The organism is Paenibacillus sp. FSL H8-0315 (assembly GCF_038005365.1).
GTDB lineage: Bacteria > Bacillota > Bacilli > Paenibacillales > Paenibacillaceae > Paenibacillus_AQ > Paenibacillus_AQ odorifer.
In genome coordinates, this window is record NZ_JBBOTA010000001.1 from 2,328,417 (window position 1) to 2,342,022 (window position 13,606).

10 protein-coding genes are annotated in these 13,606 nt (G+C 41.5%); 2 read left to right on the top strand and 8 right to left on the bottom strand.

The genetic code is table 11. The features are described from left to right. Positions 1-77: 77 nt before the first annotated feature. The 8 genes from MHB56_RS10020 to MHB56_RS10055 all read right to left on the bottom strand — a co-directional run bounded on the left by MHB56_RS10020 (position 78) and on the right by MHB56_RS10055 (position 11,475). Positions 78-1,097 carry an endo-1,4-beta-xylanase gene (locus tag MHB56_RS10020; protein ID WP_254847706.1) on the bottom strand — a complete coding sequence of 340 codons (1,020 nt, stop codon included), beginning with the start codon at positions 1,095-1,097 and terminating at the stop codon, positions 78-80. A 44-nt stretch (positions 1,098-1,141) separates the two neighbouring features. Then, a complete protein-coding gene (locus MHB56_RS10025; RefSeq protein ID WP_076130470.1) occupies positions 1,142-2,674 on the bottom strand; it encodes a glycoside hydrolase family 43 protein in 1,533 nt (510 codons plus the stop codon). A 47-nt stretch (positions 2,675-2,721) separates the two neighbouring features. Beyond that, positions 2,722-3,624, bottom strand: coding sequence for a carbohydrate ABC transporter permease (locus MHB56_RS10030; RefSeq protein WP_139329891.1), 903 nt, complete (start codon positions 3,622-3,624; stop codon positions 2,722-2,724). Positions 3,625-3,683: 59 nt separating this feature from the next. Continuing rightward, positions 3,684-4,652: an ABC transporter permease gene (locus MHB56_RS10035; RefSeq protein WP_076130468.1), complete on the bottom strand. Its 969-nt coding sequence runs from the start codon at positions 4,650-4,652 to the stop codon at positions 3,684-3,686. An 87-nt stretch (positions 4,653-4,739) separates the two neighbouring features. Then, entirely contained in the window at positions 4,740-6,446 is a 1,707-nt protein-coding gene (locus tag MHB56_RS10040) for a sugar ABC transporter substrate-binding protein (protein WP_341143539.1), read from the bottom strand. Between the two features lie 115 nt (positions 6,447-6,561). Continuing rightward, positions 6,562-8,097, bottom strand: coding sequence for a response regulator transcription factor (locus tag MHB56_RS10045; RefSeq protein WP_341143540.1), 1,536 nt, complete (start codon positions 8,095-8,097; stop codon positions 6,562-6,564). A gap of 17 nt (positions 8,098-8,114) precedes the next feature. Next, entirely contained in the window at positions 8,115-9,917 is a 1,803-nt protein-coding gene (locus MHB56_RS10050) for a sensor histidine kinase (protein WP_076184836.1), read from the bottom strand. Positions 9,918-9,936: 19 nt separating this feature from the next. Then, entirely contained in the window at positions 9,937-11,475 is a 1,539-nt protein-coding gene (locus MHB56_RS10055; RefSeq protein ID WP_280753745.1) for a response regulator, read from the bottom strand. Between the two features lie 261 nt (positions 11,476-11,736). Here MHB56_RS10055 and MHB56_RS10060 point away from each other — a divergent pair, with 261 nt between their 5' ends. Together MHB56_RS10060 and MHB56_RS10065 are read left to right on the top strand one after the other, a co-directional pair. Continuing rightward, entirely contained in the window at positions 11,737-12,939 is a 1,203-nt protein-coding gene (locus MHB56_RS10060) for an MFS transporter (protein ID WP_076281961.1), read from the top strand. Then, positions 12,932-13,597, top strand: a complete 666-nt coding sequence (locus MHB56_RS10065; RefSeq protein WP_341143541.1) for a TetR/AcrR family transcriptional regulator — start codon at positions 12,932-12,934, stop codon at positions 13,595-13,597. Before MHB56_RS10060 ends, MHB56_RS10065 begins: the two co-directional genes overlap by 8 nt. The last annotated feature ends 9 nt before the right edge of the window (positions 13,598-13,606 follow it).

Sequence of the window (13,606 nt, forward strand, 5' to 3'; positions counted from 1 at the left end):
TTCCTCCCGTATAAATAACCCGCCCTGGATTGAAAAGGACGGGTTCATGATTCGCAAGCTTGAGCAGGTTACCCGCTCTATGATTTAGTGACAGCGTTAAGCAATTGGTGATACGCTGGCTTAGGATTATGCTGCTCATCGAATAGAAATGGCCAATTTTTCCGTCCCCGAACAGGGAAGCCGTCCAGCCATGTATAGTCATCCGCTGCTCCCCAGAAAGTGACTGAGCTAATCACGTCGCGGTATTCTTTCAACAGAGCAAACATCGCTTCATAGCGCTCTGCCTGTAGCTCGAGCAGTTCGGCAGGTGCAACCTTTAAATCCATTCGTTTGTCATCGAAACGGAACATGGACACATCCAGCTCTGTCAATTGGAGCTGAAGCCCTAAAGATGCATACTTCTCAATAGCAGCACGTATTTCATCTAAGTCCGGATCGTATAGATTCCAGTGGGCTTGCAATCCGACGCCATGGATCGGCACTCCTTGTTCCAGCAGCGACTTCACCATTTTATAGATTTTGTCACGCTTAAGAGGATTAGACTCGTTATAGTCGTTGTAGAATAATAAAGCCTTAGGATCGGCTTCATGAGCGAATTCAAACGCTTTGCCGATAAACTCCGGTCCGACAATGTCCAGCCACTTTGACTGGCGAAGAAGTTCTTCTCCTTCATCTGCAATAACTTCATTTACAACATCCCAAGCATAGATATCTTCCTTGTAACGCCCAACCACGGTCTGAATATGTGATTTGAGCCGTGCAAGCAATGTCTCTTTGCTTACACACCCGCCCTTCTTATCCTCAAACAACCAGTCCGTAGTCTGGTTATGCCAGACTAAAGTATGCCCACGCATAGCCATATGATGTTTTCGGGCGAACGCAACCAACTGATCTGCTAGTTTAAAGTTATAAATGTCTTCAAGCGGATGCAGACTTTCAAACTTCATCTCATTCTCAGCGGTAATGCTATTGAAATGATAGGCGAGCAAGTGCTCCTGTGATTGTATCGTCATCGGGTTAACGGCTGCGCCAATTTTGAAATCCTCAGCAAATATTGTTTTTAGTGCAAGTTCTGTGTAATCACTAGCTTGTCTCAACAAGTTCCCTCCTGACAAAAGCATTTATATCAGTATTCGAATAATTAAGACTGATAATCGAACCAATCGAAGTAGGCAGGCACCTCAGCCACCTTGCCATGACCTGTTGCATATAATCCAATAAGAACACCCGTAAATCCATTTCCTTTTACGGCTTGAGGAGATAATGGGTACGCTGCTGCTGTTGATAGCTTATTCCACTCCTGCCCATCCAAAGAATAAAGGAAGCTGTATTCGGAAAGCTCAGCCTTAACTTTCAAATAAATTCGCTCGGCAGTAGTTGGAACCTCTGCCACTGTATGGGTTATTCCATCCATAGTCACATGAGCTGTAATCACTGTTTGCCCGTTTTTTTGAACAAGTCCAATTTCATAATGAGCATTCTCATCTAATCTGGCGCAAAGTCCAGCTTCCACATCAGCAATAGATGAAGGCATTTCAAGCAGCGTGCTCCATTCTGCCGAAGTATGCTGCTGTCTTCTGCCTACAAAAGCCACTTGGCCTACTTCACTGAGACCTGCAGATTGTCCTCGAAGAGATAACCATCCCTGTCTTTCGTTTAAGGACCAGCTTCCCTCAGCCGGATTCCGCAGAAAGGCTAATCCTAGCGGCAATACTTGATCATCAAAATCATATCTTCCACTAGTCTTAGGTTTTGGCGATTGACCAGGTACACGTGAAACCTTCATTTCCAGTCCAACTGTGTCTTCATTATTATCGATCATCGGCCATCCGTCTTCAGTCCAGCTTACCGGAGCAAGGAAAGTCTCTCTTCCAAGCACAGTGAATTTTGTATCTACTAGTCTTACCCCAAGGAATACGGCCCACCAATCCCCGTTACGATCCTCAATCAAATCGGCATGCCCTAAATACTGAATGGGATTGTCAGTACCGCTGTGCGTCAATATTGGATACGGCAATCGTTCAAACGGTCCATATGGAGAGGAGCTGCGGCCAATGATCTCCCGATGTTCCTTAGCCGTTCCTCCTGAAGCCGTCATGATATAGTACATTCCATTTATTTTGTACAAATGGGGTCCTTCCGTCCAAGGTCCGCCATCCCCAGTCCAGATAACAACAGGTTCTGTTAACGCTGCTCCCGTAGCAATATCTATCTCATATTGGATGGCATGGGAGTCATAATCTGCCCCCTGCTGGGTGGTTACATATACCTTTCCATCCTCATCAAACATTAGGGAAGGATCAATTCCTCCATAAGGAATACTAATCGGATCTGACCACGGACCCGCAGGATCCGTAGCCGTAACATAGAAATTTCCTTTCCCGTGTACTTCGGTCGTTATCATGTAAAACGTTCCTTCATGATAGCGGATCGTTGGGGCAAATATCCCCCCAGAGCTCTTGCTTTTACGAGTATCCAGCTGACTTACACGATTGAGCACATGACCTATTTGTGTCCAGTGAATCAAATCCTGACTATGAAAAATAGGTACGCCAGGGAAATACTCAAAGGAGCTGCAAACTAAATAGTAGTCATCCCCTGCCCGAGTGATACTTGGATCAGGATAGAAGCCTGGAAGTATCGGATTCGTGTATGTGATTGAAGATGGGGTCATAATTTAACAGACAACCTTCCTATTACTTAATAGTGATTGCAAGCTCCTTATTCCTTCACGCTTCCTACATTTAGACCGACCACAAAATATTTCTGCATGAATGGATAAACTAGCAAAATTGGAACCGAAGCAACGATCGTAACGGCTGCCCGTATGGAGATTGGTGTAACCATGGCATGTACCGACTCCTGAGTCATCCCTGTCCCGTTATTTACACTAGGGTTACTGTTCGAGTTCATAGTAGAGGATAGCAGCTTCATTAATTCATATTGCAATGTACTCAAGTTCTGGCGGGAAGAGGTGTAGATAAACGCATCAAACCATTGGTTCCACGCACCTACTGCAACAAAAAGGGCGATGGTAGCAAGAACAGGTTTACACAAAGGGAAGACTACTTTCATGAAGATCTTGAATTCCCCGGCACCGTCGATTCTTGCAGATTCCATAAGACTTTCATGTAAGGTACCAATATAAGTACGGATAACGATCATATTAAATGCACTTACCATGGACGGGATTACATATACCCAGAACGAATTGAGCAAATGAAGATCCTTCATAAGGAAATAGTTTGGAATCAGACCCGCACTAAAATACATGGTAAGGACGAATATAAAGGTAATATGTTTGCGGAAAACATATTCTTTCCGGCTTAACGTATACGCAAGCATCGTGGTTAAAAATAGATTCAGGATCGTAGATATCACTGTTCGTGCTACCGAAATCCAAAAAGCATTATAAATTGTACCTGAGGCAAAAACCGCTTTGTAGTTCTGTATGGTCCACTCTCTAGGCCATAAATAAATGCCGCCGCGGATGGTATCATTCCCCGCATTAAAGGAGACTGCTATAGTATTCAGGAATGGATACAAGGTAACAATAACTAGACAAACCATAAATATAGTATTGAAGGTGCTGAACACTACGGGTTCGAACCTCAGATTTTTCATCCGGTTTCCAGCATTACTTTTTGGAGATTTTTGAGGAATCAATTGAGTTTTTTCCATGATTATAACAGCCTCTCTTCCCCTAGCCGCTTCGCAGTCCAGTTAGCTAATAGCAGCAACGTTACACTTACGACTGTTTTGAAAATACCACCCGCGGTAGCTAAGGAATAATTCCCTTGCGCTATACCATATTTCAATACAAATATATCAATCGTTTCCGACCAATCTACGACAAGCCCGTTTCCTAACAAGTACTGAACCTCAAATCCAGCTTCCAGTACATGTCCTACGGACATTATTAACAGGATTACAATGGTTGCTTTCATGCCCGGCAAAGTTACATGACGCATTTTCTTATACCGGTTCGCTCCATCAATCTCAGCAGCTTCATATAAAGCCGGATCAATAGAGGCGATAGCCGCCAAGTAGATGATAGTACTCCATCCGACTTCTTTCCAGACGTGTGAAGCACCTACAATACCCCAGAAATACTTCCCTTCACTCAACCAAAGGATCGGTGAATCAATGAGATGCAATTTCATGAGCACGATGTTGATAATCCCGTCATTAACCGAAAGAGAAGTAGCTACAATGCCTGTTACAATAATCCAAGAGAGGAAGTGAGGCAAGTAGGATATGGTCTGAACGGTTCTTTTCCAAAATACATTTTTGATCTCATTAAGCAGCAATGCCAGTATTATCGCAGTCACAAATCCTAGAACTAGATTAATTAGGCCCATGGCCAACGTATTGCGCAGTACTCTCAAAAAGCTATCGTCCGTAAAAAGAAACTTGAAGTGTTTTAAACCCACCCATGTTTGTTCACTAAATGCTCTAGCTGGTTTATAATCTTGGAAAGCCATCGTCCATCCCCAGATGGGAACATAAGCAAATAGTATAATATAAAGCATTAATGGAACCGACATCCAAATCAGCTGTTTCTGATTCTTAATCAAGGTCATAGTAATCGGTTGCTTCTTTTTTCTTTTAGGATGCCGGTTAACTTTTTTCCCCGTTAATATCTCATCCATATATGTTTTCTCCCCACATCATCCATATATTTCAGAAAGTGGTTGGCCTAATAAGCCACCACTTTCTGATTTTTAAGCAAGCTCTAACTATTTAACACTCCAAGTATCAAATCTCCATTTAAGCTGTTCATTGATTTTGTCTTCATAGGCTTTGACATTCGCTTTACCAATTTCTCCAACAAAGTCATTCCAAACCTTATCGAATTCTGATGGACTGGCCAAGATTGCTTTTGGCAGGTATTTGGTTCGCAATTCATTCAGCTTCGTTTCGGCAATTTTGGCATCTGAGCCTTCAACAAGATCTATGGACCAAGCTGGATAAGCTACTGGGTTCGGCTCAGGCTCGCTGAAGAAATCCACATAACTGTTGTAGCCATAAGCATCAAGAATTTCCTTGTCATACGGCTTGAGTGCAGCCCGGTATTCTTCTGGTTGAGCCGCAGCATCTGTTGAGTTTCCATCCTCAAAGAATCCTTGCAATTTCGGAGCTGTAGCATACCAAGCATCTGCTTTGTTGCTGAGCTTCCATGTAGCATCAACTGCGTTCTTCCGTTGTTCTTCATTTCTTATAAAACGGCCATTTTCCACTTGATAATCTTCACCTTCAATACCCCAAGTGAAGATTTTTTGCCAATCTTCTTGAATCAATGTATCCATTAGTTTAATAATTCTTTCAGGGTTTTTGGCATTGATACTGATCCCGAAGCCATTATTCAAGTTCAGCGCTGGGCGATCCAGATAATAATCTTTAGTGCTAGTATCAAACACAAGTGGAAGTCCTACATAAGTTCTTTCATCTTTACCTTGTGTCCGGAGTGAATCTTCTGCTGAACCAAAGTTCCAGTGCTGATCAAACATTCCCAGAACGGCTCCACTGGACAGTTTCGCCAAATATTGATCGTAGTTTTGCACAAATGTTTCTTGGTCGATAACGCCCAATTGGTTCATTTCATTAAGCTTTTGATAGTACTGCTTAGCATAGTCTTTATCTGCGAAGATTTCTGCAACGTTATCATTAACTACTACCCCGCCATCATTAGGGTGTCCGATCAGATGCTGAGGAGCGTTAAACAACCCCCAGTTTCTCCAGTCGTTGTTAAGAATTTCGAATCCGATGGTTGGCGTTCCATCGATGGTTAGATTTTTTTCTTTATATTTCACAATGAGGTCAAAATACTCGTCCAAGGTCTTCACCTGTGGGTAACCAGCATCTTTCAGGATGTCCTTCTGAATCCAGAAAGCAGGACCTGCATAATAGGTTGTATTCACTTTACCGTTATACGCACCATAATTCGGAAGCGTATAAATATGTCCATCATTCGGGTCTTTCATCATGTTCCAGTAATCTGCGTAATGCGCTTTCAAATTTGGAGCATATTGTTCAATCAAATCTTCAAGCGGGATAAAAGCTTCCGCTCCTGTCAGCTTAGTATTGGCAGTCATCAAATCCGGATAATCCTGACCGGCAATCATTACGCCTAACTTCTGGTTAAGATCCCCAGCTAAGAATTCGAAATTGAAGGATGCGCCTGTTTTTTCTTTAATCATTTTGTAAATTTTATTATCTGGTGTTGGTTGCTGGCCTGCTTCTCCAAGAAAGATACTAATTTCAAAAGGTTCAATCTTCTCAGAATCTGTTCCTGCAGCAGTTGAAGTGGCTGTTTCTGCTGGTTTGTCTTCCCCTTTAGCCGTCGTATTGTTGCTGTTATTTCCTCCGCACCCTGCTAAGGTAAAGCTTAGGGATAACACAGCAATCAGACTAAGTTTCCATTTGGATATTAACTTGCCCCCCATAAAGCACCTCCATATATTTGTTGGTGTAACAATGTTGTAAGCCCTTACAAGTTAAATTATAGAGGTGATAATCTTCTGAAAATACGCCAGAATTAAAGATGTACCCCCAAAAAGTTTAGGTATTAGTGTTTTTAAATTCGTTAGGGCTCATATGCAGTTTTTTTTCAAATTGCTTGAGGAACTGACTATAATTGCCATAGCCCACTTTTTCAGCGATTTCACTATTTTTTAATTTATTTTGTTGAAGTAAATGTACTGCCTCTTTTATTCGGAGGTTATGCAGCTGTTCATTGAAATTAATACCGTTCTTCTTGATCAATAATTGACCCAGATATACCGGGTGCAGGAAAAAAACCTCTGATAGTCTCTTAATGGTAAGACATTCGCGAAAATGCTCTTCAATATAATTGTTAATCTCCTGAACAATCCCCTGTGATTTTAGGTTTTGTTCCTTAAGAAGGATATCGATACTGGCCTCGCCGCAGAATAGCAAATTACGCATTAAGTCCGTCAAGGTGATCATTGAGTCTAACATCGCGGGGATTCTAATTTGATTAGATAAGGAGGACTCATGAACTTCACTGGCTTCCGAGGTAAACTCAATAATCTTATACATCATATGAATAACAATTTTCTTCACAACCTCTGGAGCGATGCGCTGTTCCCGGAAACTGCGGGCTGCCGAGTTCACAGCTTGGCTAAAGCCTGCGGAGTCCAGGGTGTTAATCGGTCTTATCAAGTCATCCATCAGTTGAATTTGATCATAATGATAACTAAAGGGACTATCCTTAATCTCCTGATAAGTCAGGATCTCTACATTTTCAGAATAATAAAAATAATACATTAATGCTTCTTTCGCCATTCGGAAACTGTTCCCGATCTGAAGCAAGGAGCCTACACCAGCACCTGTTGCAATATATAAAGCTTGTTTGGGGTGTTCATTCAGCAAAGGAGTTGCAATCTGATCGATCACAGCTCCCTCAGTGGACAATGAATTGTATCCATATACGATTCCAAAACAATGACTCTCCAGATCCATCAGAAACATAGAATCTTTATCGGTTAGGAGGGCTGAGGCTTGCTCTCTGATCTCCGTATATAAAACCGGCTCTGTCTGTATCAAACAAATATTCCAATGGTTTTTACCTTTCGATAGTCGGTTAAGTACCTCCTGATTCGACTGCTCAGCTTTCTCATGCAGCATTCCTTTCAGGAGAGAAACAGCCTCCTCCGCGGAGGCTATTTGATTTAAACTGCGCTTCTGAGCTTCCTGCTCCAGCTCCTGATATATCTCCAGCAATTCTTCTGCCGCCTCTTCGGGAAACACTGGCTTCATCAGATAATGATTAATTCCATAGTGTATAGCTGTCTTGGCATATTCAAACTCACTATAACCACTTAGTATGGCAAATTTGATCTCCTTAATCTCAGCTTGTTGCCAAGCTGCGACCATCTCCAGCCCATTCATTAGCGGCATATTAACATCCGTAATTACAAGATCTGGCTCTAGCTGTTTCATTAGCTCCAGCCCCTCTTTGCCATTGCTGGAGGTTCCACATACCTCAAAGCCAAGCTCCTGCCAATCAATCCACAGCTGCATCGCTTCAAGCGCACTAGGCTCATCATCGATCAATAATACTTTGTATTTCATTGGGGGTCCCTCACTTTCTAGCTATTCTTCCGTTCCAGGAGTTTTAGTGGAATGTCAAAAGTGACAATGGTCCCTTCATCCGGAACGCTGCTGATATCAAAACGGACCTGATCTTCATAGTACAATTCTAATCGGCGGTACACGTTGCGGATTCCGATATTCGTTCCCGAAGACGCTTCATTTTGAACATTACCTAATAATTCTTGCAGCTTCTCTGGCTCTATCCCTTTACCGTTATCAGAGACGGTAACTTTTAATCGTCCCTCCTCCACTAACGTCTTCACTTTTATCACACCTAGTCCCTCTATGGCCTGTAGACCATGTTTGCAGGAATTCTCAACGAGCGGCTGCATGCTTAGCTTGGGAATCTTATATTGAAGCGACTGCTCATCGATCTCAAATTGATAGTCGAATTTATCCCTGAACCGGAATTTTTCAATTTTCAAATACATCTCGATGAAAGTCATTTCTTCTTCCAAGGTAACGAGATCCTCTTTCCAGCTCAGCAGCCGTCTAAGTAATTTCGATAAACTCTTAATGATATCCGTAACATCCGAGTAATTATTTTTAGTACAGACCACCAAAATGGCATTTAACGTATTAAACAGAAAATGCGGATTCATCTGGCTTTGCAGGAAATTCAGTTCAGCTCTTACTCTTTCCATCTCCAGATTATTTTTTTGAATCTCCAGTTTATATACATCATTGATCAAGGAATTAATGGTAGTGGTCATCCTGTTAAAATTACGGATCAAGCCCCCGATCTCATCCTGACCTTCATCAATCCGAATCAGCTCAAATTTCTCATTGGATACTTTCTGCATATGTCTGGACAACCGTTTCACCCGATAATTATAGGATCTTAACATCACATATAAAAAAGCGGTTGTGATTAGCGTGACAATAGACGCCAGAATCCCTGCATAAATCCGAATCTCCATTATCGCTTGGGCAATACGCTCACCTTGTGTAATTCCTATTATCCGCCAGCCTTTTATATAACTAGCTCCGCCGACGGGTACAATATGCACATCCTCCTTGCGCTCATCATCCTGCAGCTTGAACACGGGATAAGGTTCCGTGGTGCCTCTTTGATACCCGCTTTGGGCAGACATAATAATCTCGTCCTGCTCGTTAACCAGATAAAGACTCAAGTAATCTTTTTCTCTGATAATCACGTCATATATTTTACTGAGATCCAAATCAATTCTAAGCAGCTTTTCAAATTTATTGTATGAGCTGTAAGCGTCCATTCGCTCAATAACACTCAAATAAGGCGCTGTAGAAATCACACTAGAGATGTCACTCATATGATAAGCGGCAAGAAACAGATGTTTATTCGCAGCCTTCGACTGCTTATACCATTCACTATTCATAACCTTTTCATTGATGACCTGATAGTTGCTGCCAGAAACAATGGAATCATTGTTCGTGAATACAGTAATCCGTTCAATCTGATTGTTCACCGGCATATAGCTATTCATGCGGCCTCTTAGCTGTTCATCAAAAGTGTCATAGAATTCAATAGAGTTCCCATACGTCCGCTCAAGCAATTCATACAGGTTCTTATCAGCAGAAAGCGTATAGCTGACAGCTACCCCACCTTCAATGAAGTCATGAATATCCTTTCGGGCTCTTTCTAAGGATATCTCTAGATTCTGCTGCTCTCTCGATTTGATCAGATCGGAAATCCGATCCAAAAAAACAAGGTTAATAATAATGATAGGGAGAAGAACACCTATGATATAAATAAGGGAAAATTTATAATTTAAGGGAATATCATTCACTACTTTTCTAAATCTGAATTTTTTTCTCTCCATATGAAACACCTTGCTTCCCCTAGAGCTGTTGGTTCTTATTCTCATTTTTATACACGGATGGTACTACCCCTACAAGCAGCTTAAACTTATCTATAAAATAATCAGTGTTAGAGAATCCCACCTGCACCGCTATATCCGATATCTTTAACTGTGTTCGCTTCAGCAGACTTTTTGCCTCTTCAATCCGTTTGGCATTTAGGTATTCACTAAAACCCTGACCCGTTTGCTTTCTGAACAGTTGTCCCAAATAGGTAGAATTAATATGAAATTGTTGTGCCAAATCCTGAAGCTTTAATTTATTCCGAAATTCCCGATCCACATACTGAATAACCTTGTAAATCGTATTTTGTTCATTCTGCTGCTCTAGTTCAGACAGATAGACGGCAGCCCGTTCACACAGACTTTGTACATAACGGCTTAATATAAAATAATCACTAAGCTCACCTAGATTTCCGTATTCTTGCTGAAGCTTAATCATAATCGTATCCGGGTCTCCATTCATTTGAGCTATAATTCTACAGATCGTAAGCTCTAAATGGGCCACTTTTGCTTTTACAACTTCAAGGGTCAACAGATTCTCAACGAAAGCAGTGAACGCTTCTTTTACACAAGGCTGGATCTGTTCCGTATCATTCGTTTGGACCTTATGCAGCAGCTGTCTGAAATGGTCCTCATGAGGTTCTTCCTTTTTCAGGTTCCTAAGCTCACTATAATAAAAGACCCCTCTTTTCTGCTGATGCGTTTTTCGTTTCCATACCTCAAGTGCCTGCCTATAAATCTCTCGAATCGAGCTCACCCCGACCATTCTGCTGCTAAGTGCTAAAAAGACCAGCTCCTGTGATTGTTCAGTGAGATCTGAATGCATCTGGTTGACGATAGTCTCCAGGCTCTCATTGCCGATAGAAGCAGACTGAAGAATGATCCCCGCTCTTCCCGATCCGTCTTGAAAGAAGCAGAAGTGTTCCTCGGAAAAATAATCACTTATCTGCGGTTGGAATGGATTCATAGAGGAGGCCGGTTCGATAAGAATACACATTAACTCTGCATCCGCTTGAAGCTTCAAGGTGTTTCGGGTTAGAAGCTCTAAATTTTCGTTATACTCCCCTTGGATCAGGCGGTTGATGATATTATTTACGATAAAAAATTGCTTTTTATCAAACTCCTCATTGGAAGCGATTTCATTTTGGATTATTGGAGTGATCCTGCTTAATAAAGCCTCTATTTCTTCATCATCAATGGGTTTTAATAAATATTCATTTACCCGCTGGCGCAATGCCGTACGTGCATACTTGAAGTCATCATATCCAGACAGAATCACAAATTTAGGAGGTTTCTCCATGACCTCATTCAACTTTGTAATAAGCTCAAGTCCGTTAAATACAGGCATATTAATATCCGTAAGAACCAGTTCCGGTTTATTCTCCTGGATAAGCCTCATCGCATCCGTGCCATTTTGAGCTTCACCACAAACTTCATAACCGAATTTTTCCCAGTCGATCATCGTCCTTAGCCCCTCAAGAACCCAGGGTTCATCGTCCACGATCAGAACCTTAAGCATGATGTTCGCTCCAATCTTATTAAGATAAGCCCGCGCTTTACACCAAAATATATAGATCATGCTATCATACTTGGATAATGATGTGAATTCATAAATTTTCCTTCTTTTGTTTAAAACAGTACTTTTTTTACTTGAAAAAACGTACAAAAAACGACATATCCTAAATTTCAGATACGCCTTTACAAGTGCCCATCATTCCATTATCATGGTTTACATCGAGTAAAGAATTACATAATGTAAACCATATGGGAGGGCTAAGATATGAGCAGCTTATCTAAGTCTGCTAGATTTCCACTTTTCATTCTGATGTTGAATCTATTTATCGCTTTATTAGGGCAAGGTATGGTTATTCCCATTCTACCTGAGTATCTGAAGCTGTTTAATGCGTCAGGAGCTGCTGCCGGATATCTTATTGCAGCTTTTGGAGCAGCACAGTTTATTTTTTCACCTATAGGGGGACAGCTTTCGGATAAATGGGGAAGAAAATCAATGATCATTTCCGGAATGTTTTTAACCGTGCTTTCAGATCTGATATTTGCTGTCTCTACGACATTACCCCTACTCTATATCGCAAGATTTATTGGGGGTATAGGTATCGGAATCATGGTTCCTTCCAATATGGCCTACGTCGCTGATATCACCACCCATGAAACCCGCGCTAAAGGTATGGGGTACTTGGGGGCTTCCATGAATTTGGGTATGGTACTTGGTCCAGGGTTAGGCGGCATTATCGCTGGGTTTGGCATACGGATGCCTTATTTTTTTGCGGGTGGACTTGGGCTTATCGCTACGATACTTTGTTTTTATATGCCAGAGACACTCCCAAAGGAAAAACGGAAATCCGTTAACAAATGGGCCCCTCGGGAAGCCATTCGTAATCAAATCGTAAATTCATTCCGGACGTCCTATTTCCGCTATCTGCTGCTCATTCTGATTATGACATTTGGTTTGATGAATTATGAAACGGTGTACGCCCTTTTTGTGGAACAAAAATACGGTTTTGATGCAACGAAAATCTCAATCATTATTACGGTTGGTGCTATTATAGGCATTATTGTGCAGATCTGGCTGCTTGATCATCTGATTAAGAGACTTGGCGAGATAAAGCTTATACGTATATCATTGGTGATGACCGCTATAACCTTATTGTTGATGATATTCAAGATCAATTTAGGTTATTTATTAGTTGTGTCCGGTTTATTTTTTGCTTTTAATGCTTTTTTACGACCCACAGTAAGTACATTGATTGCCAACTCAGCTGGTGATCGGCAAGGATATGCTGCCGGATTAAATACAACGTATACCAGCATTGGAAACATACTTGGACCCATTTTAGCGGGATTGATGTTTGACAAACACATGGATATCCCCTATATTTTTGGGGCAATTATCCTGGCCTCTGCCTTTTTCATCACCTTACAAAAACCAAAAAAAGAACAAGAAAGGAGTGTAACCCATGACTGAGAACTGGCACCAGAATTTAAAAAACAGAAACCGGGAAGAATTGATTGCTGCGGCGAAGGATCTTTTTATGAAGCAAAGCTTTCTCAAAGTTAATATTAAGGATGTCTGCGACGTGGCTGGTGTAAGCCGGGTTACCTTTTATAAGCATTTCCAGTCCATGAACGAACTGATTTTTGAGGTCCAGATGGAGATCCTGGAGAGCATGACGCAATTTGTTAGAAGCGCACCTTCTTCAATTGAAATGAATGGTAAGCAAATGCTTGCTTCGATGCTTAATGCTTGGATTGATTATGCCCGGCAACACCCAGGTTACATCAAATTCATTCTTCTATTCGATTTGCATTTTGAAGCCTATGATTACAGTAAAGAACTCAAAGAAAATTACAGAAATTTTGTGATGCGGGGTAAAGAACGACATTTCTTAATGGATGCTCTGGAGGCCGGAGTTAAAGATGGATCATTAAAATTTGATACAGAACCCTTATCCACTGCTCATTTCATCTTCACGTCTATGATGGGTTTATTGCAGAAAATAAGCCTGATTTCCAAAGACGATTTCAACAACGAACTTCAGGATATTCAAATTGCTAACCGATTTGTGGACATGTTAGTTCAGTATTTAAGTACAGAAAGTGATGAATCTCCTGCCTTGAGGTAAGGGGACCCA